Raw genomic sequence first — 21,260 nt, 5'->3', positions numbered from 1 at the left:
TGAATTTACTCATCCTGTTCCTATTTAGTAAAAAGTTAGATTTCAATGGAATTTTTCATATGTCTATTTTAATGTATGCAGTGCCAAAATAGCTGAATTAACTTTGTTTTGTATAGAATCTGCTCGAGACGTTAAAACAATCGGGAATTTCGATCCTAAAATTAAATTAGCCGTTTGGGCATTTGCAAAATAAGTTAATGATTTATAGAGTGTGTTGCCGACGTCAAGATGTGGAACAATCAACGCGTCAACATCACCAGCGATTTCAGATTCAATACCCTTTTCAATTGCACTTTCTTTATCAATCGCGTTATCAAAGGCGAATGGTCCTTCAACCTTTAAAAAATTATGTTGTTTAAAGTGTGCGGCAATTTCTGCAGCATCTACTGATGAAGGAATTTTGGTTGTGGGATGCTCTAATGATGATAATAATCCCACATTTAAACTTTTATAACCAATATTCTTCGCAAAGCTTTCAATATTTTCAATCATATGAATACGATCATCTATGCTAGGCTTTACATTTAAAGCAACATCACTAATGATTAACATTTTGTGATATGAAGGAATATCGAAACATGATACATGATTTAAGAAACGTCGTTCATCCATAAATGACTTATGTTTTAGTACAAAAGATAAGATTTCTGATGATGGTAAGTTACCCTTCATTAAAACATGAGTTTGTTCTGAGTTTAAATCATCTGCACACTTCTTAAAGACATCCTCACGCTCGTGAAATGTTCGTAAGTGTATACGACTTAATAAGTCCCCTTCTATATTAAAAGAACGTATTAATTCAGTTGGATCTTTAGTACCGTAGAGCGTAACATGGCATTTTGTTTGTTTAAGCAATTGTACAATCGCAGCTATTGTTTTCTCGTCATTCGCAAATAAAACACCAATGTTACCTTGTAACTCTTTAGTATTAGAGATCAATGTTTCGAATTCCATAGTTAATCTCCCCTCATTTCAAATAGATTACAGCGCATGATTTTGCTCTATCATTTCTTTAGCATTTTCTCTTGTCAATTTCGTCACATTAGCACCAGAAATCATTCGTGCAACTTCATCTATACGATTTTCTCCAGTTAATTCTTCAACATGTGTTGTTGTTCTATCATCTTGTGATGCTTTGCTGATTAGTAAGTGATGATCACTCATAGATGCTACTTGTGGTAAGTGTGAGATACATATAACTTGAATATATTCAGAAATTGCACGCATTTTTTCAGCCATTTTTTGAGCTGCAATACCAGAAACACCAGAATCAACTTCATCAAATAGTATAGCAGTTTGACCTCTAGATTTAACAAAAATACTTTTTAAAGCTAACATGATACGAGATAATTCTCCGCCCGAAGCAATTTTAGCCAAGCTTTTAAGTGGTTCCCCTTTGTTAGGGCTGATTAATATTTCTATTTTTTCTATACCCTCTGCATTCGGTTCATCTAAAGGTTTGAATGAGATTTCGAGATTGGCATCTTTCATTTGTAAATTTTGAATTTCTTCTACAATATGATCTCTTAGTTCACGCGCCACTTTTCTTCTTTCTTTTGAAAGCATTTGACCTTCTTTATTTAATTGTTTTTGTAACTGAGTAATCTCTTCTTTTAAGTTTGCTGTACTTTGCTCATAATTTTCTATTTTGTTAATCTCATCATCTAGTTTAGCTTGATACTGTATTAAACTAGAAATATCTTTACCGTATTTTCTTTTAAGATTATTTAGTAAATTCATACGAGATTCTAGTTCATTTAAATACTGTTCATCAAATTCTGTATTTGATAATTCATCATACAACTCATGCTTAGCATCCTCTAACGTATAGTAAAATTGGTCGACTTGCTCTTTAAGTTCGGTGAACTTTTTAGGAATAATTTCATCAATGTTCGCAAGTTGCAGACTCAATTCATATAAACGATCCGGGATAGCTTGTTCATCTGTTAAAGTTGCATGTGCAGCATTTAAAGCCAAACTTAAATTTTCAGAATTCTGAATGCGTTTAATATCAGCTTCAAGTTGTTCAACTTCGCCTTCTTGTAAATTGGCTTCAGATAGTTCATCAGCTTGGAACTTCATTAGATCTAACCTTTGTAATAAAGCTTGATCAGCAGATTCCAACTCATCGAGTTCACGTGTTTTATCTTTAAAAGTTTGATACGTATTTTGATATTGTTTTAAAATATCATCATATTTGCCATCTGAATATGAATCAATCAGTTGAAGATGGTACTTTTGTTTTAACAGTGATTGTGTCTCGTGTTGACCATGGATATCAAGTAATTCTTGCATAATTAAACGTAAATCATGCAATGTTACTGTTTGGTTATTTACTTTGCACAAACTTTTACCTGAACTGAAGATCTCCCTTTTAACGATTAAGAAATCTTCATCAGCATCAACTTCTAATTCGTTCAAGGTTCTAATCACTTCGGGATTATTATCAATATCAAAGATACCTTCTATGGTTGCTTTTTTTTCGCCATGACGAACAAAATCTGAAGATGCACGCATGCCTATAAGTTGTCCAATAGCATCGATGATAATAGATTTCCCTGAACCTGTTTCACCGCTTAATACGGTTAATCCGTTTCCAAAGTTAATTTCTAATTCATCAATGATAGCAAACTGTTTAATTGTTAGTGTTTGTAACATGGCTTATCGCTTCCTTATAACAAATTAAAAATACGTGTTTTGATAGCATTTGCAGCATCCTCATCGTGACAAATGAGTAAGCAAGTATCATCACCACAAATAGTGCCGAGTACTTCATCCCAATCGATTTGGTCTAAGATAGCACCGATTGATTGAGCATTACCTGGAAGTGTTTTTAATACTAATAAATTACCTGTACCCTCAATATTTACAAAGGAATCCATTAAATAACGTCCAAGTTTCTCTAACGGATGGTATTTTCTATCATTTGGCAAACTATAAATATATTGACCTGTCGGGGCAGGTACTTTGATTAACTGTAATTCTTTAATATCTCGTGAAACCGTTGCTTGTGTCACATTCAGATCAAATGAATTTAAACGTTTTACTAATTCATCTTGAGTTTCAACCTGCTCAGTGGATATGATTTCTCTAATTTTTATGTGTCTTACTGATTTTTTAGCCACTTTTCTTACACCTCAAATTACGAATATTTATACATTCATAGTATCACATGTTCAAACAAAATGCTTTTATTTTCTTCTTATATCGCTTATTAATATCCAATAATAGTGCATATTTATAAAAAAATCATAAATAGAAATAAGCTAAGTCTAAATTGAATATTAGGACTCAGCTTATAATTTTAGTGATCACGTTTATAGAACAACTGTGTCAGACTTTCAAGCTCAGTTGTATCATATTGTTTATCAGATAATTGTTTCAAACATTGGTTCGCTTGCTCAACGTGATATTGAAGTCGTTGTTCTGTTTTTTCTAGACCAAGTAAAGTCACATAAGTGCTTTTATGATTTTTCTCATCGCTGCCAACAGGCTTACCTAATTTTTCAGCATCTCCATAGACATCGAGTAAATCATCTTTAATTTGGAAAATTAAACCTAAATGTTCACTATACTTATCAAGAATCTCGGATACTTCAGTATCAACTTTTGCGATTGTTGCTGCGGCATTGATTGCGAAAGACAGTAAAGCACCGGTTTTTTCACGATGGATTTGTTGTAAAGTCTCTAAAGATATTTTTTTATTTTCACTTTCCATATCTAATGTTTGTCCGCCAATCATACCTAAATGACCACTCGCATCAGAAAGTTGGGATGTTAAAGCTACTTTAGTTTCAGCATCAATTGCATTATCTGTGCTTATTAAGTTAAATGCTTTTGTTAATAACGCATCCCCAGCTAATAATGCTTTCCACTCACCGTATACTTTATGATTTGTTAATTTGCCTCTACGATAATCGTCATCATCCATAGCAGGCAAATCATCATGTATGAGCGAGTATGTGTGCACCATTTCTAACGCTAATGCGGTACGAATACCCTTAGTGTAAGTATGGTTTTTAGACAGCATTTTTAAAGTTTCTAATAATAGGACTGGTCGTATACGTTTTCCTCCAGCTTCAAGAGAATAACGCATACTTTCTTCTAAATTAGTGCCGAGAGCTGAATCAGGAATTGTTTCTAGTAATTGTTGGTTGATTAGTTCAATCATTTTATTCATTTTCATTCTCAGCTGATGTCTCAGCTTGTTCTCCATCATTAGATTTCATGAGTTCATTTACTTTCTTTTCAGCATTTTTCAATGTTTCATCACAAGATGCTGAAAGCTTCATCCCTCTTTGATATAAGTCTAATGCTTCTTCCAAAGAAACTGTTTCATTATCTAATTTTTTTACGATGTTTTCTAACTCTACCATCATATTTTCGAAACTTTGCTCATTACTCATCTTTATTGCACCTAACTTTCTTAACTATTGCATCAACTTCGCCATCTTTCATGGTTAAACTGATGTGGTCATTAGTTTTTAATGATTGCGTACTTGTAATAACTTGTTCATCTTTATTGACAATCGTGTAACCGCGCAACATTGTATTGGTTGGACTTAAATTATTTAAATTTTCTAATCGCTGTGCCAACATCGTTTTAGCATTACTCAAAATATTATTTATTGATTTGTTTAATACCTTATCAAGTTGAGATTTGTTTAAAATAGCTTGTTGCGTATGTTGTTTTAAATCTCTAACATTTATGCGACTGTTTAGCAAATCAATACGTTGTCGTAAATGAGTCAAATGATTAGTCATCGCAAGACTTAGTTGTTTTTCTAATTCATCTCGTCGTTGGATTTGTTGATCATACAACAACGATGGCTGTTTAAATTTATAATAAGAAGCTACATGTTCTAAATGTTTTTTCTTATTATTAATTAATTGGACGATGTGTCTGGATAGACTTAACTCTATTTGTTTGATGTATTGTGTCAGCTCAACTTGATCAGGTGTTGCAATGACAGCAGCTTGAGTTGGTGTAGCAGCCCTTACATCAGCTACAAAATCGCTTAATGTGAAATCTGTTTCGTGACCTACTGCTGAGATAACAGGAGTTTGTGTATTAAAGATTGCTCGTACTACATCTTCTTCATTGAAATTCCATAAATCCTCAATAGATCCTCCACCACGTCCTAAAATGATGACATCTGCACCAAGAGTATCAGCATATTGTAATTTTTCTACAATATCATTTTTAGCTTGTTCGCCTTGAACTAATGTACTAATTTGAATTTGTTCTACTAATGGAAATCGACTGTTTATTGTTGAGTGAATATCTCGTATTGCTGCACCTGTACTCGCGGTAAGGACTGCAATTTTTTTAGGGAACTTAGGAATCGGCTTTTTGTGGCTCATATCAAATAAACCTTGCTTAGTTAAGGCCTTTTTAAGCTCTTCTAGACGTTGATATAAGTTGCCAATTCCGTCTAGATGCATTTTATTTACATAAATTTGATAATTCCCACGTCTTTCGTAAACACTTACGCGTGCTTCTATTAAAACTTCATCACCTTCTTTGGGTGTGAAATCTAGTTTATTAGCTTGTGCTTTAAACATCATAGCGTTTACGACGCTATGATTATCTTTTAAATTAAAATATAAGTGACCGCTACTATGACGTTTAAAGTTTGATAATTCACCTTTTAATAAAACCGATTGCAGATGCGGATCTTGGTCGAATTTATATTTGATATATTTAGTTAAGGCTGTAACGCTTAAATAATCGGACATACTTATCACTCTATCCTATTGATTTAAATTACTTAATACACCGTTGATAAAACGATAATGGTCTTCGTCACTAAATTGCTTAGCAAGTTCAACAGCTTCGTTAATAACCACTTTTGGTGGTGTATCACTATGCTCTAGTTCAAAAGCTGCAATTCTTAAAATGATACGGTCTGATTTCAATAAACGAGAGATTTTCCAATCTTTTAAATTCTCTTGGATTTTTTGATCGAGTACAGGTTCATGATCTTTTACGCCTGATACTAACCAATGAATAAAATCGAATTCTAAATCTGGGTAATCATCTTTAATAAAATTAATGGCTTCATCTATAGATAAATCTGTATTCTTCATTTCAAGTTGAAACAGTGCTTGAAATGCTTGGCTTCTTGATTCTTTACGACTCATTGAGCGTGCTCCTTTGTTACTTATTTCTTGTTATTTTCAACTTCAATATGCGTAATATGAACGTTGACTTGTTTAGGAACTATAGTTGTCATATTGCTGAGGGAATTGAAAATTGTTTGTTGAATTTTCAATGCTGTTTGAGAGATGTTGATACCATACTTAAACTCACAGAATACATCTATATAAATTCCATCTTCTTTTGTTTCAAGTTTAATACCTTTAGTTAAATTTTTACGATTCAACTTTTCAGGTGAAGCATTTTTGATTTCAGCAAAGTGTCCAGTTAATCCATCTATTTCAGATGTTGCAATACTTGCAATTGAGATTAGTACTTCTGGAGAAATTTCTACTCTGCCTAAATGTGCATGTGTATCTTCGGATACTTTAACCATGTGAATGCCTCCTTCTTAATCTTCTTTCATAATATCATTTTGCTCTAAGAATTTAGTGCTATATTGTCCACTATTGAAAATTTCGTTTTCTAATAAACGAATATGGAATGGTATTGTAGTGTCTATGCCTAATACTAAGAACTCGCTTAAAGCACGTAGACCTGCCATAATTGTTTCTTCACGTGTAGGTTCATGCACAATTAATTTAGCAACCATAGAATCGTAATAAGGTGGAATAGTATAGTTTGTGTAACAAGCTGATTCTATTCTTACTCCGTAACCGCCTGGTGCTAAATATTGTGTGATTTTACCTGGTGATGGCATAAAGTTTTTATAAGGGTTTTCAGCGTTAATACGAAATTCCATTGCATGACCATTGATTTTAATATCATCTTGAGTGAAAGGCAATGGCTCACCCATAGCAACTAATAATTGTAATTTGACTAAATCAATCCCGGTTACCATTTCTGTAACAGGGTGTTCAACTTGAATCCTAGTATTCATCTCCATGAAGTAATATTCATCAGTATCTAAGTCATAAATATATTCAATTGTACCTGCATTTTCATAGTTTACTGCTTTAGCAGCTCTGATAGATGCTTGACCCATTTCATGTCTTTTTTCAGGAGTTAATATAGGTGACGGTGCTTCTTCGACAAGTTTTTGCATTCTTCGTTGAATTGTACAGTCACGTTCTCCTAACTGAATCACATTACCAAACTGGTCACCAATAATTTGGAATTCGATATGACGGAAATTCTCAATGAATTTTTCAAGATAAAGTCCGCCATTACCAAAGGCAGTTTCTGCTTCTTGTTGTGTCATTTTGTAGCCATTTTCTAATTCTTTTTCATCTCTAGCTACACGAATACCTTTACCACCACCGCCTGCAGTAGCTTTAATGATAACGGGATAACCGATTTCTTCCGCTGTTTTCTTAGCGTCTTCGATTGAATCTACTAGTCCGTCACTACCTGGAACAACTGGTACGTTTGCGTTAATCATTTCATCTTTGGCTACGTCTTTGATCCCCATCTTTTGAATAGATTCGTAACTTGGACCAACAAACTTAAGTTGACACGCTTCGCATAATTCTGCAAAATCCCCATTTTCTGCTAAGAATCCATACCCAGGATGAACTGCATCGCATCCAGTAGAAGTAGCAATAGATAAGATATTTGGAATGTTTAAATATGAATCTTTAGATTGTGTAGGACCCACACAGTACGCTTCATCAGCAATTTGAGTATGTAGTGCTTTTTTATCCCCTTCAGAATAAATTGCAACTGTGTGTAACCCTAAGTCTTTACACGCTCTGATGATTCTAACGGCAATTTCACCGCGATTGGCAATTAAAACTTTTTTCATAATTATTTCACCTTAAATAACGGTTGGCCATACTCTACCATTTGTCCGTCTTCAACTAAGATTTCAGTAATTTCCCCAGAAACTTCTGCTTGAATCTCATTAAATAACTTCATAGCTTCTAAAATACATACTGTTGAATCGTTTGATACAGTATCCCCAACTTTTACATAAGCTTCTTCTTCTGGTGACGGTGATTTATAGAATGTTCCTACCATTGGTGCGTTAATTGTTTTCCCCTGATCAGCTTCTGAATTTGCAGCAGAAGAAGCTTCGCTGACAGCTGAATCATTTTGAACAGGTGCTGGCGCAGCTGCTTGTGCAGGGAAAGCTTGTTGAGAAATTTGTGGTGTAATGATTTCTCTTTCTTTCTCTTTCTTTAAATTAATGATACTTCCCTTGTTATCTTCTATATTAATTTCAGTAAGATTTGAATTATCTAGTATTTCAATTAATTCCTTGATTTCTTTAAAATTCATAGTACTGCTCCTTCAGATTGTTTTTACTCTTCTTGTATATTTTACTTGACTGAAATTATCAATTCAAGCATATCACTGTAACTTTAAACTTTCTCATCGTGTAATTTAACGATAATAAAATAAAAGAACCCCTTTCATTCATCGAATCCATCAGCATAAAATTGCTGATAATCATTAATGGATAGGATGTCAGAAAAGGGGTGATTTAAAATTTAGGCTCTTGAAACGTAACTGCCGTCGCCAGTGTTGATTACGAGAACGTCTCCTTCGTTAACGAATAAAGGTACGTTAAGCGTATATCCAGTCTCTACTGTAGCTGATTTAGTTGCACCAGTTGCAGTATCACCTTTAATACCAGGCTCAGTTTCTGTTACAGTAAGCTCAACAGTTTTTGGTAATTCTACACCAATCGTTTCGCCTTCATAAGTTTGGATTTGAACTTCCATGTTTGCTTTCAAGTATTTTAATGCTTCTTCTAAATAATCTCCAGGCAATTCAGTTTGTTCAAATGTTTGATTGTCCATAAATACATGAGTGTCACCATCTGCATATAAATATTGCATACGGTGGTTTTCAATCATTGCTTGTTCTACTTTTTCACCTGCGCGGAATGTTTTTTCTTGAATTGCGCCAGTTCTTAAGTTTCTTAATTTAGAGCGAACAAATGCTGAACCTTTACCTGGTTTTACATGTTGGAAATCAATAACTTTCCAAATACCATTATCAACAGATATTGTTAAACCTGTTTTAAAATCATTAACCGAAATCATTCAGTTTCCTCCTCATATACGCTTTCATTATAAAATAATAAGGTCTTTTGTGCATTTAGTAAAGACTTCATTACCATTTTCTGTGATTAAGATGTCATCTTCTATTCTGATGCCACCCAGTCCCTCTATATAGATACCCGGTTCTACCGTTACGCAATTATTTGGAACTAATACATAATCAGATTGTTTTGCAAGCATTGGTTGTTCATGAATTTCTAAACCAATACCATGACCTGTTGAATGTCCGAAATTATCTCCATAACCGTAACTTGCGATAATATCACGTGCGATAGCATCTGCCTCTTTACCTGTCATTCCTGCTTTAATTTGTGCGACTGCAGCTTTCTGTGCTTCTAATACAATATTATAAGCTTCTACTAGTTTAGGATCTGGTTGGCCGATTGCAAAAGTACGTGTGATATCAGATACATAACCATTATAATATGCACCAAAATCTAAAGTGATCAACTCGCCTTCTTCAATCACTTTATCGCTTGCTACACCGTGTGGTAAAGCACCTCGATATCCTGAAGCAACGATCGTGTCAAATGAAGGGCCGCTTGCTCCTAATTTTAACATTTTACTTTCTAATTCAGCTTTTAATTCTTGTTCAGTCATTCCTGCTTTTGCGATACTTAAAATATGTTCATACGTTTTGTCTACAATATCTGCAGCTTTTTGAATCGTATCAATTTCTGATTGATCTTTAATAGCTCTGATATCTTCAATTACATTACCGACACTTTGATATTCAACGTCTGAATCATTTAATTGTTGGAATGTATCATAGCTTACGATGTGCCCTTCAAATCCTGCATATTTCACTTGGTTTTGTTCGAGAACATCTTTAACTTCGTCAATTAAACCTGCAGAACGATTCACAATTTCAAATTCAGAAGCTTGATTTGTAGCTTGATCGATATAACGGAAATCCGTGATCAAGATGCGACGCTCAGGTGTAATTACTAATGCACCGCTCGTACCAGTAAACCCTGATAAATAACGGCGGTTGTAATCAGATAATACAACTAACGCATCTAAATTTTTTTCTGAAATAATTTGATTTACTTTTTCAATTCTAGACATACATACTCCTCCTATGTCATTCTTAATCATGTAATTTTTTGGAGCTGTGATAGTGACTATATCACTTTTATTATAACCAAAGTTTATCACAAAGCGCATAGAACTATAAGCTTTTATACCTTATATCAAAGAAGAATTCCCAAAAAGTATAAGAAAATTAAAGTGCAAACTGAAATATAAGAATCTGAGAACTAAATATGATAAAATATTGCTATAATATTTGCTTTTGAATTAGGAGAAGGTTATGAAAAAGAAATTTATTTCGATTATTGGAGCAACGATTTTACTAACGGGCTGCGGGAGTCAAAACTTAGGTCCACTTGAACAAAAAACTACTAAATTAAGAGATGATAATCATCAATTAAAATTAGAAAACCAAGAACTAGAGCAAAATATCAGTGATTTAAAAGATAAAGAAAAACAACTCGGCGCTGATAAAAAGAATACTAAAGAAGCAGCACAAAATAGCATGAAAACCAAAAATGCTAACGCGACATCAGATTACTATCAAAAAGTGACTGATACATTAAAGGATTATCACAAAATTGAAAGTGATGTCCAAAAGAATAAACGAAAAGAAGCTGTGGTCAGCAAACTCGATAAAATAGTCACTGATTTACAAAGTGCACATGATAAATACAAAATCGATCTTGAAAAAAGTAGTATGTCTGATAAAGATAAATCTGATAATAAAAACATTGAAGAACTTAATAATAAGTTGGTCAGTGCATTTAAAACTATCAGAGATGGTTACTCTACAAAAAGTGATAAGAAAATAAAACAAGGCCAACAAGAATTAGCACAAATTAAAGTTAGTAAAACTAATTCATAAAGCAAGAAGTATTGAAAGGTGAAAACATGCGTAAAGTATTATTTTATCTCATATTATTAATTGCGCTTATCGGGTTAATATTGAACTTAGATTCAATATTATTTTCCCTTGCAAGAACGATAATTAGCTTAGCTATTATCGCAGGTATTGCTTACTTACTGTATTTCTTCTTCTTTTTAACAAAAGATCAAAGGAAATATAAAATAGCAAAATGGAAATATAGAAACCGTCGTAAATAAAAATGAAATCCCCTGACCACCGTTTAAATAGAGGTTCAGGGGATTTTACTTATTTTCTATAAGTCCACTCTTCAGATTTGTATTTTTCTGCAAGTTCTTTTACTTCAGCTTGTTGTTCTTTAGTAAGTTCTAATGGTTTAAAGTTAATATTCAACCCTTTTTGGAATCCTTTTTCAAATGCTACTTCCATTTCTTCAATCGAAATTGTTTTATCCGAAATATCATTTATCGCAACAGCTTTATCTACAAAAGCTTGCTTCATTTTATCTTTTAAGCGGTCATTTTTAAAGATAAACATATCAAATAAGTCATCAATATCAATATCTTTTAAAATAGAACCATGTTGAAGTATAACGCCTTTTTGTCTAGTTTGTGCGCTACCTGCAATTTTTCTTCCTTCTACGACGAGTTCATACCAGCTTGGAGCATCAAAGCAAACAGAACTTCTTGGTTGTTTCAATTTTTCTCTTTCTTCTTTACTTTTAGGAACAGCAAAATAAGCGTCGAAGCCTAATAACTTAAATCCCTCTAATAAACCTTGTGAAATGACTCTGTATGCTTCTGTAACTGTTTTAGGCATATTAGGATGAGACTCAGGAACGATTACGCTATATGTTAGTTCTTTATCGTGTAATACGCCTCTTCCACCTGTTTGTCGTCTTACTAAGCCATAGCCTTTTTCTTTGACCTTTTCAATATCAATTTCTTTCTTTAATCTTTGGAAATAACCAATAGAAAGCGTTGCTGGATCCCATGTATAAAATCTGATGACAGGATCGATTTCACCTCTGGATACAAAGTTTAATAAAGCTTCATCCATAGCCATATTATAAAATGGGTCATGACTGCCCGAATTAATAAAATTCCATGTTTCTGTCAATTTTAAAATCTCCAATCACCTTGTATTTAACTATATGTATGTATATTACCATACATACAGCATATTTGATTAATATTCATGGCTGGATTTTCTTCAGTAAATATTAAATCTGATTTGCATTTTTGTACAAAATGAAATCTCGGTTCATTTCTGAGAAAAACTTTTTGATAAATGAGTGAAACAGTCTTATAATTGTAGTATCGGTAAATATAGGAGGAAGCAAGATGAATAGCTTTTGGATAATCATTTTAGCTGTTTTAGTTATTATTGCTGTATATATGTTAATCCAATTTTTCATCAATAAAAGAGCTGTAACAGAATTAGATCAAGAAGAATTCCATAAAGGTTTACGTAAAGCTCAAGTGATTGATGTAAGAGAAAAAGTTGACTATGATTATGGCCATATTATTGGTGCCAGAAACATTCCTATGACGCTTTTTAGTCAACGATTTAAAGGTCTAAGAAAGGATCAGCCTATTTATTTATGCGATGCCAATGGTGTAGCAAGTTATAGAGCAGCGCGTATTTTAAGAAAAAATGGATATAGAGATATCTACATGCTTAAAGGCGGTTACAAAAAATGGACCGGGAAAGTTAAATCAAAAAAATAGCATTATAATTAAAATGTAGCAGCGATGAATTGTCATTGCTGCTTTTTTCATGAAGAAAACCCTCGTTCATTAAAAACGAGGGTTTAATCATTATTGATATTAAAGTTTTTCTTCGTGTAAGTTTTCGAATTTCAAGACTGGATGTCTAGCTGCCTTAGTCTCATCAAGTCTATCGATTACTGTATTATGAGGTGCTTCAAGCACTTTATCTGGATCTTCTTTTGCTTCTTCAGCGATTTGAATCAATGCATCACAGAAGTAATCTAATGTTTCTTTAGATTCTGTTTCTGTAGGTTCAATCATCATACCTTCTTCCACATTAAGCGGGAAGTAAATTGTAGGTGGATGAACACCGAAGTCTAATAAACGTTTCGCCATATCTAATGTACGAACGCCTTCTTTTTTCTGCTTAGATCCACTTAATACGAATTCGTGTTTACAATATTGGTTATATGGAATTTCAAATGCATCTTTCAGACGTGCTTTAATGTAGTTGGCATTAAGCACTGCTGCTTCTGAAACTTCTTTAAGACCAATGTTACCCATTGTTCTAATATACGTATAAGCACGTAAGTAGATTCCAAAGTTACCGTAGAATGGTTTAACACGACCGATAGAATCTTTAATATCGTTGTCATATTTATAAGTGTCGCCATCTTTGATTACCATTGGTTTTGGTAAGAAGCTAGCAAGTTCTTTTTTAACTCCAACTGGACCTGAACCTGGTCCACCACCGCCGTGAGGCCCAGTGAATGTCTTGTGTAAGTTCAAGTGAACAGCATCAAAGCCCATGTCTCCAGGTCTTACTTTATCCATAATCGCGTTTAAATTTGCGCCATCATAGTATAATAAGCCGCCAGCATCATGAACAATTTTTCCAATTTCCATAATGTTATGTTCAAAGATACCTAAAGTATTAGGGTTTGTTAACATAATTGCTGCTGTATTTTCATTAACAAGAGTTTTTAAATCTTCTACGTCTACTTCGCCGTTTTCATCAGATTTAACTGTAACTGATTTGAAGCCAGCGAAAGCTGCAGAAGCAGGGTTTGTACCATGTGCTGAGTCAGGTACAATGACTTCATCACGGTGACCTTCACCGTTTTTTTCATGATAAGCTTTGAAAATCATTAATGCAGTCCACTCACCATGTGCACCTGCTGCAGGTTGTAATGTTACTTCATCCATGCCTGTAATTTCTTTTAATTCTTCTTGTAAGCTATGAATGATTTCTAAAGAACCTTGAATTTGAGATTCTTCTTGTAATGGATGTGCTTCAGCAAATCCAGGAATACGTGCTGCTTTTTCATTGATTTTAGGGTTGTACTTCATTGTACATGAACCTAAAGGATAGAAACCAGTATCTACACCGAAGTTCTTGTTAGATAACTCAGTATAGTGTCTTACTAAGTCTAATTCTGATACTTCAGGGAATTCTGCTTTGTTTTTACGGATAAATTTATCATCTAATAATTCTTCAACTGCATTTGTATCAATCTCTTTTTTCGGAAGAGAGTATGCATATCTTCCTGCTCTTGAACGTTCGAAAATTAATGGACTTGATTTACTGACCATTAATCTCACCCACTTTCTTCACAAAAGTATCAATTTCATCTTTTGTTCTTAATTCAGTGACAGCAACTAGCATTGCATGTCCCATATCGTCATTGATTTCAGTTAAATCGAAACCGCCAATAATGCCCTCTTCTAATAATTGACCATTTACTTCTTTAACAGGTTTGTCCAACTTAATAACGAATTCATTATAAGATGTACCTGGTAATACTTCTACACCTGCTTTTTCAAACTCTTTCTTAGCATAGTTAGCATTTTCAAAGTTTTGTTCAGCAATATCTTGAATACCTTGTTTTCCTAGAGCTGACATAGCAATTGAAGATGCTAGAGCATTTAAAGCTTGGTTTGAACAGATGTTTGAAGTTGCTTTATCACGACGGATATGTTGTTCACGCGCTTGTAGCGTTAATACGAAACCACGATTTCCATGATCATCATTCGTTTGACCAACTAAGCGACCTGGGATTTTACGCATTAACTTTTTAGTTGTTGCGAAGAAACCACAGTGTGGTCCACCGAATTGACTTGGAATACCAAATGGTTGTGTATCACCTACAACAATATCTGCACCGAATTCACCTGGAGGTGTTAACAAGCCAAGTGAAAGTGGATTTGCATAGACAATAAATAATGTCTTTTTACTTTTAATAAATGATTTAACTTTTTCTAAATCTTCGATAGAACCATAGAAGTTAGGATACTGAACAGCAACAGCTGCTGTATCTTCATCAATAGCTGCATCTAATTTTTCTAAATCAGTTACAGTACCGTCTAGATCAACTTCTACAATTTCATATTCACTTCTAACTTTTGAATATGTGTGAAGTACTTGTAATGCTTGATAATGCAAACCTTTAGATACAACAATCTTATTCTTTTTAGATTGACTTAATGCTAAAATACATGCCTCAGCAAATGCTGTGATTCCATCATACATAGATGAGTTTGCAACATCCATACCTGTTAATTCACAAATTAAAGTTTGGAATTCAAAGATTGCTTGAAGTTCCCCTTGTGAAATTTCTGGTTGGTAAGGCGTATAAGCTGTATAGAATTCTGAACGTGAAATCATAGCATCTACAACAGCTGGTGCATAATGGTCATAAACACCCGCACCTAAGAATGAAGTATGATCTTCTTTTGTAATGTTTTTATTAGCAACTCTGCTAAGACGTTTGAATAAAGTAGTTTCATCTTCTCCATTTGGAATATCTAACTCTCTATCCAATAAAATTTCTTTTGGCACATCTCCAAATAATTCTTCAATTGAGCTTGCGCCGATTGTTTCTAACATTTCTTTTTTGTCTTTTTCAGTTAATGGTATATAACGATGACTCACCACTGCCACCCCTTCATTAAATTATTTACTGATTTGATTTTTCTTGACAATTTTAGCTTTGACTTGACGTTTTCTTACTTGAACGATGACTTCTTTGCCCATTTCGAATTCATCACGGTCAATCATTGCTAATGCAATGCCTTTTCCAGTTGCTGGCGATTGCGTACCAGATGTAACTTGCCCAATTTTGTTACCTTCTAAGTCTAGCACATCATAGCCAGTTCTTGGGATACCTTTTTCGATCATTTCTAAACCAACTGATCTAAGTTTTGCTCCATTTTCTTTTTGATCTTTTAACACGTCTTTACCAATGAAGTCTGCTTCAATCAATGGTTTAGCAGCAAATGCAATACCACCTTCATAAGGTGTGATATCTTCTGATAACTCTTGTCCATGTAGAGGTAAACCTGCCTCTAAACGTAAAGTATCACGTGCACCTAATCCAGCTGGTTTTAAATCAGCATTTTCTAAAAGGCCATCCCAAATATCTACGACGTCTTTAGAGTCGCAATAAATTTCAAAACCGTCTTCACCAGTATAACCTGATTGAGATAAGATAACATTTTTTCCAAAGATTTCAACATCTTTTTTGAATTCGAAAGGTTTCATTTCAGAAACATCTACATCAACCAAACTTGCAACATAGTCGCGTGCTTTTGGTCCTTGAACTGCTAATTGACCGTATTGATCAGAAACATTTTCAACATTTACATCAAATTTGTCTGAGTGAGATTTAATCCACTCATAGTCTTTATCTGTATTTGCAGCATTAACCACTAATAAAAATTTATTATCATCTAATTTATAAGTGATTAAATCATCAATCACGCCGCCTTTTTCATTGCAAAGTGCAGTATATTGCGCTTTGTTATCTGATAATTGATCTGTATCATTTGAAAGCACATATTGAATGAATTCTGATGCTTCTTTGCCTTCAATTAACACTTCGCCCATATGGCTGACATCAAAGATTCCCATAACTTCCCTTACTGCGTTATGTTCTTCTTTGATACTAGAAAATTGAACAGGCATTGCCCATCCACCGAATTCAACAATTTTTGCTCCGCTTTCAATAAAACGGTCGTATAATGGTGTCTTTTTTAAGTCGTTTGACATCTTGCAACCCCCTATATGTGATTAAATATTAAAAACAGGATAGCAAAGCCAATTGCTATCCTGTAGTTACCTTCAGGAATGCGTCACAGTATTATCCTTTTGCCTGAGAGATTCGATATAACATCTTGCACCTTCGGCGATGAATACAAGCTAAAACACAAATAATGTTTTAGATAATTCATTCTCTCCAATACTGATCATTCGCTATAATGATATTCATCAAATTTTGATGTAATAAACTCAAATCATTGTCTGTATCCATTCTGCTGAATGCGATTTCATTATATCGTGAAACCCTTGATAAATACAACCTTTTTAATTCATCGAATGCTTTATTTGCAGCGTTAGGTCGATTACTATCGTTTTTAATTCTATCGTATATAAGTTGAATGCTTGCATCTAACCAAATTATAAATTTATAGTGGGATAAAATTTCCATAGAATCAGGGCTTTCAATCACACCCCCACCAGTAGAAATGATGTCATATTCATTAATAGCTTCCTGTAAATATTGTGTTTCTAATTTTCTGAAGCCACTCTCCCCTTTTAATTCAAAGATTTCAGGGATTGTTTGATGTGTTCGCAATTGGATAAGTTGATCTAAATCAATAAAACTCTTACCCTCTTTTTCAGCGATGTATTTTCCTAATGTTGTTTTGCCCGTTCCCATAAATCCTATAAAAATAATGGGTTCTTTTTTAACTTCCTTGTTTTTCATATTTCTCATCCTTCTCAACAATTTGTTCTAGTTGTTGTTTGTAGTAGATGTTAAGATTGTGTATTGTCTTTAATTTTAAGCTATATTGATAGCTATAGGAAGTCAAAATAAGAATAAAAATCATAAAAATTATTGTTGTAAACGATAACAGGTAACCTTTCAGATTATAAGTATAGTACTTTGTAATATTTTTCTTCGTTTTCAATCAGAGTCATTTCCACCTTTAAGTATTTATCGTCAATTTTTGTTACTTTGAAGTCACTTATATCCTGTATCAGCGTTATATTTCCGCGTGAATTTATATTTTTATAAATTTTCCGATTAGAAAAGATATACGCTGTTTGTTTGCTATCTTCTTGTATCGTTATGCGTCTATTACTGACATTGATTTTATCTATTGGTATATGTTTAATCTCTCTAGATATGTCTTGTGCAAAAAATTCATAGTGAATCAAAGATGCATCATCCATGTGTTTATTTAATGTTTTTACAGATTTGAATAAAGGTGGTATTAGACTCATTGTAATTGAAAAAATACATAACGCAAAAATCATTTCGATGAATGTAAAGCCTTTAATTCTTTTTTGATTTAACTTTAAAACAGTAGTGACTATCAGTTTCATTGCTTTTAATACAAATAGATTGTTCAATCTTTTCAATGGTATAATGCTCCAGTTGTATCCCTTGTTGAATTTCATTTATGTTAAAACGATTAATTACCGTTATTAATGTGCGATACATATCTGCTTTTTCAATTTCTTTACGAAACTGTAAATGCTGATTAATTAATACAGGTAAGAAAATTAGAAGTAAAGTAATGATAAGAGAAAACGAAGTCAATGCATCAAGCATAAAAGATCCCTTGATATAATTTTTACTACGATGTCTTTTCAATTCTTAAACTTCCTTTCTCAATATGGAAAATAAAGCGAAATGTTGTTTGATTAAACTTAATGTAAACAGATCCAAACCGATTAAACTCACCTTCTGGACTAATAACAACAATATCCATATTGTTACTTCTTACTATTTCTCCTTTTGTGATTGTTATATAACTTACTTGATGATTTTGATTTATTACTTTGATTCTATTGCTGCCACGATTAAAAAATAGTATAACATCATCATGATTTTTAATAGCAGTAGATTTCATGTATATTATTTGCGCAGCAAGATTTTTAGCTAATAATTCATTTTCCACGTCTTTTAAATGTGTTGGGCTTTTAACATTTAAACTTAGATATGTTAAAAGGCTAATAATCGCAAGAACTAGCAAAGTTTCAATCATAGTAAAAGCTTTCATGACTATTGACTAACGGTAGCTTCGCCGTCGCTGATTGTAATCGTTTTTCCAGATTTACATGTTTTTTGACCTTCTTTTAAAAATCCTTCACTAACTAATTCATCGATTGAAGAAGGCGCTCTATTTTTATTCAGAGTAAAAGCTTCTATTTGGCTATTCACCATTTTTTGTTGTGCTTCACACCCAGTATCTTGAACATGCTTAGATTGTTTAGCGATATTTGGAATAATGAGTATCAATAAAACGCTGATAACTAAAAGAACTAAAAGCATTTCTAGTAAAGTAAATGCTCGTAAATATTTATGTTTTAAGTTTTTGACAAGGTTTTTCATAGGTTTCTCCTTCTTTGTTATTTGATGGATTGAAGCATGTCGAACATTGGCAACATAATGACTAGATAAAGTGAAATAATTAGAAATCCTAGCAATAAAAAGATAACTGGTTGAATAAACTTTATTTGTTTGTTCATTTGACGCTCGATTTGACTTAGAAGAATCTGTGCGTAGATGCTTAATTCTATATCAATTTTTCCGCTCTTTTCACCTTGTTCAATAAAATGAATAAGTTCTTCTTGAAAACAACCAACTGCTTGTAAAATTTCAGGTAATCGCATCCCTTTTTCAATATTTTTAATCATGAAATCACCAAGGTAATTTAAAAACAAATCAATCTTCTGTTCTGTGTAAATATTTGATATCTGCTGTAAAACAATACCATTTCGAAAAAACAACGATAATTCATTTGTAATTTGATAAGTTTTAAAGAGCTTGTAGTAGGTGTTGATGAATGGGAGTTTAATAATAAATTTGATACGTTTTTCTATTGGCAGCTTTCTTATATATTGGAATAGAATTAGGAAAATTATTGATAAAAATGCAATAAGGGAAAGAATGATGTGAGGAAAATGTTGGATTGTATAATTGAGTATCTTTAAAAGCGGAGACAATTGAATGTCCATTGTGGTATATATTTGTTGGAATTCAGGTAGTATAAAATAATTGATACCAAACAGCATGCACATAAATACACCTATTAGTATCACAGGATATTGAATTGTTTTGATCAAGCGCTGTTTTGATTCGCATTTCTGTTTTAGAAATGTATATGACTCAGTTAAGCTGTCAGACAGCCTTCCGAACTTTTCGGAAAAATATATTTGAGTCACAATAGTTTGAGGATAGTTTAGAAACGAGAGGATAAAATGACAATTCTTACCATCTTTTAAAGATTTTATAATCGTATGGCGCGTTTCTTTATCTTTATAATCAATGTGCATATTCAAGAATTCAAATGATTCTATCAAAGTAAATCCATGATCAAGTAATATTTTCAATCTGTTTAATAATATGAGTTGATCTTTGTCACTTATTTGTTTCTTATTACGAATCTTGGAATTAAGTATATCTTTTAAACACTTCTTCACAAATAACGCCTTCTTTGTTCATCTGACTAAGTACTTTGCTTAATTTTATAAAATGTTTGGGCAGCATATGATTGTTTTTAAAAAAGTATTGAATATCTGATTGATATAATGTCTCATATGCTAGTTCACGATGTCCTGATTGATTTGTAACTAGCCTTTGATTTGATATTAAGGCTATGGCTTGTTGCGCCTCTTGCGGTGTTATGCCCATTTCTAGTAAACGTAACAAGGCACCCTCGCAATCATTAGAATGTAATGTAGACAACACCAAATGTCCGCTTAATGAGGCTTGAATAACACATTTAGCAATAGATGCTTCACGAATTTCTCCGATAAGGATAATATCTGGATCACATCGTAAAATAGCTTTGAAAGAACTTTCATAGTTGATACCGGCTTTTTCATTTACAGAGATTTGAGTTATCCCAGGAATCCTCTTCTCTACTGGGTCTTCGACTGTAATAATGTTTAGGTTTAATTTTTCTTTCGCAAAAGAAACCATTTCATACATCATAGTACTCTTCCCTGAACCCGTTGGACCTGTAAATAAAATTAAACCTTGTTTTTTATTCATTAAGTGATGAAAGTGTTTTGGACCTTCACATTCAAATTCTTGAGTAAAATACTGTGGGGAAACTCTAATAACGCAGCTTTCCATTCCTAATGAGAGCGGCAAAGTAGATACTCTTAAATTGTAAAGCATTTGATGCTTGAAAGTTGTTTGGCCACTTTATGCTTGGTGATAAGTAGAAACATCCAAGCCAGATAAGAACTTCATAAAAGTAAGTAACTTCTGATACGTTGTAATCTCAATGGATTCATAATTTAATAACATATCATTAACTCTGAACTTAATAAGTACGGCATGTTCTATTGGTATAAAATGAATGTCTGATACGCGTTGTGCGATTGCGTCGATTAAAATTTTTTCAAATAGCCTTTTCATAAAAAATCGGGGCTGGGACATAAATACAGTCCAAAATAAAAT

At 33.1% G+C, this 21,260-nt stretch carries 24 protein-coding genes, 1 pseudogene and 1 riboswitch; of the genes and pseudogenes, 3 read left to right on the top strand and 22 right to left on the bottom strand.

Annotated elements, in window-relative coordinates; translation table 11 throughout:
* Positions 1–63: 63 nt before the first annotated feature.
* From HMPREF2603_RS07600 to HMPREF2603_RS07545, 12 genes are all read right to left on the bottom strand, one after another.
* The gene (locus HMPREF2603_RS07600; RefSeq protein ID WP_002481015.1) at positions 64–954 is read right to left on the bottom strand and encodes a phosphate acyltransferase; all 891 of its coding nucleotides are present in this window, start codon (positions 952–954) and stop codon (positions 64–66) included.
* A gap of 27 nt (positions 955–981) precedes the next feature.
* Positions 982–2,658 carry a DNA repair protein RecN gene (gene recN / locus HMPREF2603_RS07595; protein ID WP_057510479.1) on the bottom strand — a complete coding sequence of 559 codons (1,677 nt, stop codon included), beginning with the start codon at positions 2,656–2,658 and terminating at the stop codon, positions 982–984.
* A gap of 14 nt (positions 2,659–2,672) precedes the next feature.
* Positions 2,673–3,125, bottom strand: coding sequence for a transcriptional regulator AhrC/ArgR (gene ahrC, locus HMPREF2603_RS07590; protein ID WP_002481017.1), 453 nt, complete (start codon positions 3,123–3,125; stop codon positions 2,673–2,675).
* Between the two features lie 179 nt (positions 3,126–3,304).
* A complete protein-coding gene (locus tag HMPREF2603_RS07585) occupies positions 3,305–4,180 on the bottom strand; it encodes a polyprenyl synthetase family protein (protein WP_031262522.1) in 876 nt (291 codons plus the stop codon).
* The gene (locus HMPREF2603_RS07580) at positions 4,173–4,406 is read right to left on the bottom strand and encodes an exodeoxyribonuclease VII small subunit (protein WP_060804317.1); all 234 of its coding nucleotides are present in this window, start codon (positions 4,404–4,406) and stop codon (positions 4,173–4,175) included. The genes HMPREF2603_RS07585 and HMPREF2603_RS07580 overlap by 8 nt, the downstream gene beginning before the upstream one ends.
* Positions 4,399–5,739, bottom strand: a complete 1,341-nt coding sequence (gene xseA / locus HMPREF2603_RS07575; protein ID WP_060804318.1) for an exodeoxyribonuclease VII large subunit — start codon at positions 5,737–5,739, stop codon at positions 4,399–4,401. Before xseA ends, HMPREF2603_RS07580 begins: the two co-directional genes overlap by 8 nt.
* 15 nt (positions 5,740–5,754) lie before the next feature.
* The gene (gene nusB, locus HMPREF2603_RS07570; RefSeq protein WP_002481021.1) at positions 5,755–6,144 is read right to left on the bottom strand and encodes a transcription antitermination factor NusB; all 390 of its coding nucleotides are present in this window, start codon (positions 6,142–6,144) and stop codon (positions 5,755–5,757) included.
* A gap of 20 nt (positions 6,145–6,164) precedes the next feature.
* A complete protein-coding gene (locus HMPREF2603_RS07565; RefSeq protein ID WP_023015159.1) occupies positions 6,165–6,536 on the bottom strand; it encodes an Asp23/Gls24 family envelope stress response protein in 372 nt (123 codons plus the stop codon).
* 15 nt (positions 6,537–6,551) lie between these two features.
* Positions 6,552–7,904, bottom strand: coding sequence for an acetyl-CoA carboxylase biotin carboxylase subunit (accC, locus tag HMPREF2603_RS07560; protein WP_060804319.1), 1,353 nt, complete (start codon positions 7,902–7,904; stop codon positions 6,552–6,554).
* A 2-nt stretch (positions 7,905–7,906) separates the two neighbouring features.
* Positions 7,907–8,380 (bottom strand): acetyl-CoA carboxylase biotin carboxyl carrier protein, encoded by a 474-nt coding sequence (gene accB / locus HMPREF2603_RS07555; protein WP_002481024.1) that lies wholly within the window; start codon positions 8,378–8,380, stop codon positions 7,907–7,909.
* A gap of 212 nt (positions 8,381–8,592) precedes the next feature.
* Complete coding sequence (efp, locus tag HMPREF2603_RS07550; protein WP_002481025.1) at positions 8,593–9,150, bottom strand: elongation factor P; 558 nt, start codon at positions 9,148–9,150, stop codon at positions 8,593–8,595.
* Between the two features lie 27 nt (positions 9,151–9,177).
* Positions 9,178–10,236 (bottom strand): M24 family metallopeptidase, encoded by a 1,059-nt coding sequence (locus HMPREF2603_RS07545; RefSeq protein WP_057510476.1) that lies wholly within the window; start codon positions 10,234–10,236, stop codon positions 9,178–9,180.
* A gap of 244 nt (positions 10,237–10,480) precedes the next feature.
* Here HMPREF2603_RS07545 and HMPREF2603_RS07540 point away from each other — a divergent pair, with 244 nt between their 5' ends.
* Both HMPREF2603_RS07540 and HMPREF2603_RS07535 read left to right on the top strand, forming a co-directional pair.
* Positions 10,481–11,068 carry a hypothetical protein gene (locus HMPREF2603_RS07540; protein WP_002481027.1) on the top strand — a complete coding sequence of 196 codons (588 nt, stop codon included), beginning with the start codon at positions 10,481–10,483 and terminating at the stop codon, positions 11,066–11,068.
* 26 nt (positions 11,069–11,094) lie between these two features.
* The gene (locus HMPREF2603_RS07535) at positions 11,095–11,307 is read left to right on the top strand and encodes an SA1362 family protein (protein WP_060804320.1); all 213 of its coding nucleotides are present in this window, start codon (positions 11,095–11,097) and stop codon (positions 11,305–11,307) included.
* Between the two features lie 49 nt (positions 11,308–11,356).
* Here HMPREF2603_RS07535 and HMPREF2603_RS07530 read toward each other — a convergent pair whose 3' ends face one another.
* A complete protein-coding gene (locus HMPREF2603_RS07530; protein WP_002481029.1) occupies positions 11,357–12,187 on the bottom strand; it encodes a lipoate--protein ligase family protein in 831 nt (276 codons plus the stop codon).
* A 224-nt stretch (positions 12,188–12,411) separates the two neighbouring features.
* On the opposite strand from HMPREF2603_RS07530, the gene HMPREF2603_RS07525 reads away from it, so the two are divergent.
* The gene (locus HMPREF2603_RS07525; RefSeq protein WP_002481030.1) at positions 12,412–12,798 is read left to right on the top strand and encodes a rhodanese-like domain-containing protein; all 387 of its coding nucleotides are present in this window, start codon (positions 12,412–12,414) and stop codon (positions 12,796–12,798) included.
* A gap of 99 nt (positions 12,799–12,897) precedes the next feature.
* Here the strand turns inward: HMPREF2603_RS07525 and gcvPB are convergent, their stop codons facing one another.
* The 9 genes and pseudogenes from gcvPB to comGA all read right to left on the bottom strand — a co-directional run bounded on the left by gcvPB (position 12,898) and on the right by comGA (position 21,218).
* Positions 12,898–14,373, bottom strand: coding sequence for an aminomethyl-transferring glycine dehydrogenase subunit GcvPB (gene gcvPB / locus HMPREF2603_RS07520; RefSeq protein ID WP_060804321.1), 1,476 nt, complete (start codon positions 14,371–14,373; stop codon positions 12,898–12,900).
* The gene (gcvPA, locus tag HMPREF2603_RS07515; protein WP_057510473.1) at positions 14,363–15,712 is read right to left on the bottom strand and encodes an aminomethyl-transferring glycine dehydrogenase subunit GcvPA; all 1,350 of its coding nucleotides are present in this window, start codon (positions 15,710–15,712) and stop codon (positions 14,363–14,365) included. Before gcvPA ends, gcvPB begins: the two co-directional genes overlap by 11 nt.
* Before the next feature lie 21 nt (positions 15,713–15,733).
* Positions 15,734–16,828, bottom strand: coding sequence for a glycine cleavage system aminomethyltransferase GcvT (gene gcvT, locus HMPREF2603_RS07510; protein WP_023015155.1), 1,095 nt, complete (start codon positions 16,826–16,828; stop codon positions 15,734–15,736).
* A gap of 81 nt (positions 16,829–16,909) precedes the next feature.
* Positions 16,910–17,029, bottom strand: a riboswitch (glycine riboswitch).
* Positions 17,007–17,546 (bottom strand): shikimate kinase, encoded by a 540-nt coding sequence (locus HMPREF2603_RS07505; protein ID WP_156423348.1) that lies wholly within the window; start codon positions 17,544–17,546, stop codon positions 17,007–17,009. Its footprint overlaps the riboswitch before it by 23 nt.
* A 164-nt stretch (positions 17,547–17,710) precedes the next feature.
* The gene (gene comGF, locus HMPREF2603_RS07495) at positions 17,711–18,205 is read right to left on the bottom strand and encodes a competence type IV pilus minor pilin ComGF (RefSeq protein WP_060804323.1); all 495 of its coding nucleotides are present in this window, start codon (positions 18,203–18,205) and stop codon (positions 17,711–17,713) included.
* A gap of 218 nt (positions 18,206–18,423) precedes the next feature.
* The gene (gene comGD, locus HMPREF2603_RS07490) at positions 18,424–18,849 is read right to left on the bottom strand and encodes a competence type IV pilus minor pilin ComGD (protein WP_002481037.1); all 426 of its coding nucleotides are present in this window, start codon (positions 18,847–18,849) and stop codon (positions 18,424–18,426) included.
* A gap of 2 nt (positions 18,850–18,851) precedes the next feature.
* Positions 18,852–19,181, bottom strand: coding sequence for a competence type IV pilus major pilin ComGC (comGC, locus tag HMPREF2603_RS07485; protein ID WP_002481038.1), 330 nt, complete (start codon positions 19,179–19,181; stop codon positions 18,852–18,854).
* 17 nt (positions 19,182–19,198) lie between these two features.
* The gene (gene comGB, locus HMPREF2603_RS07480) at positions 19,199–20,272 is read right to left on the bottom strand and encodes a competence type IV pilus assembly protein ComGB (protein ID WP_023015153.1); all 1,074 of its coding nucleotides are present in this window, start codon (positions 20,270–20,272) and stop codon (positions 19,199–19,201) included.
* Positions 20,244–21,218, bottom strand: a pseudogene (gene comGA, locus HMPREF2603_RS07475) (competence type IV pilus ATPase ComGA). The gene comGB and the pseudogene comGA overlap by 29 nt, the downstream one beginning before the upstream one ends.
* Positions 21,219–21,260 lie beyond the last annotated feature (42 nt).

Source organism: Staphylococcus sp. HMSC055C03, assembly GCF_001809385.1.
GTDB lineage: Bacteria > Bacillota > Bacilli > Staphylococcales > Staphylococcaceae > Staphylococcus > Staphylococcus simulans.
Note: the sequence above shows the minus strand (reverse complement) of the source record. Positions and strands in the feature narration are given on the sequence as shown.

Excerpts from the sequence above, each read along its gene's own strand:
- HMPREF2603_RS07600 (WP_002481015.1), bottom strand. The coding sequence starts at position 954 with ATGGAATTCGAAACATTGATCTCTAATACTAAAGAGTTACAAGGTAAC.
- recN (WP_057510479.1), bottom strand. The coding sequence starts at position 2,658 with ATGTTACAAACACTAACAATTAAACAGTTTGCTATCATTGATGAATTA.
- HMPREF2603_RS07585 (WP_031262522.1), bottom strand. The coding sequence starts at position 4,180 with ATGAATAAAATGATTGAACTAATCAACCAACAATTACTAGAAACAATT.
- HMPREF2603_RS07580 (WP_060804317.1), bottom strand. The coding sequence starts at position 4,406 with ATGAGTAATGAGCAAAGTTTCGAAAATATGATGGTAGAGTTAGAAAAC.
- xseA (WP_060804318.1), bottom strand. The coding sequence starts at position 5,739 with ATGTCCGATTATTTAAGCGTTACAGCCTTAACTAAATATATCAAATAT.
- nusB (WP_002481021.1), bottom strand. The coding sequence starts at position 6,144 with ATGAGTCGTAAAGAATCAAGAAGCCAAGCATTTCAAGCACTGTTTCAA.
- HMPREF2603_RS07565 (WP_023015159.1), bottom strand. The coding sequence starts at position 6,536 with ATGGTTAAAGTATCCGAAGATACACATGCACATTTAGGCAGAGTAGAA.
- accC (WP_060804319.1), bottom strand. The coding sequence starts at position 7,904 with ATGAAAAAAGTTTTAATTGCCAATCGCGGTGAAATTGCCGTTAGAATC.
- accB (WP_002481024.1), bottom strand. The coding sequence starts at position 8,380 with ATGAATTTTAAAGAAATCAAGGAATTAATTGAAATACTAGATAATTCA.
- efp (WP_002481025.1), bottom strand. The coding sequence starts at position 9,150 with ATGATTTCGGTTAATGATTTTAAAACAGGTTTAACAATATCTGTTGAT.
- HMPREF2603_RS07545 (WP_057510476.1), bottom strand. The coding sequence starts at position 10,236 with ATGTCTAGAATTGAAAAAGTAAATCAAATTATTTCAGAAAAAAATTTA.
- HMPREF2603_RS07540 (WP_002481027.1), top strand. The coding sequence starts at position 10,481 with ATGAAAAAGAAATTTATTTCGATTATTGGAGCAACGATTTTACTAACG.
- HMPREF2603_RS07535 (WP_060804320.1), top strand. The coding sequence starts at position 11,095 with ATGCGTAAAGTATTATTTTATCTCATATTATTAATTGCGCTTATCGGG.
- HMPREF2603_RS07525 (WP_002481030.1), top strand. The coding sequence starts at position 12,412 with ATGAATAGCTTTTGGATAATCATTTTAGCTGTTTTAGTTATTATTGCT.
- gcvPB (WP_060804321.1), bottom strand. The coding sequence starts at position 14,373 with ATGGTCAGTAAATCAAGTCCATTAATTTTCGAACGTTCAAGAGCAGGA.
- gcvT (WP_023015155.1), bottom strand. The coding sequence starts at position 16,828 with ATGTCAAACGACTTAAAAAAGACACCATTATACGACCGTTTTATTGAA.
- HMPREF2603_RS07505 (WP_156423348.1), bottom strand. The coding sequence starts at position 17,546 with ATGAAAAACAAGGAAGTTAAAAAAGAACCCATTATTTTTATAGGATTT.
- comGD (WP_002481037.1), bottom strand. The coding sequence starts at position 18,849 with ATGAAAGCTTTTACTATGATTGAAACTTTGCTAGTTCTTGCGATTATT.
- comGC (WP_002481038.1), bottom strand. The coding sequence starts at position 19,181 with ATGAAAAACCTTGTCAAAAACTTAAAACATAAATATTTACGAGCATTT.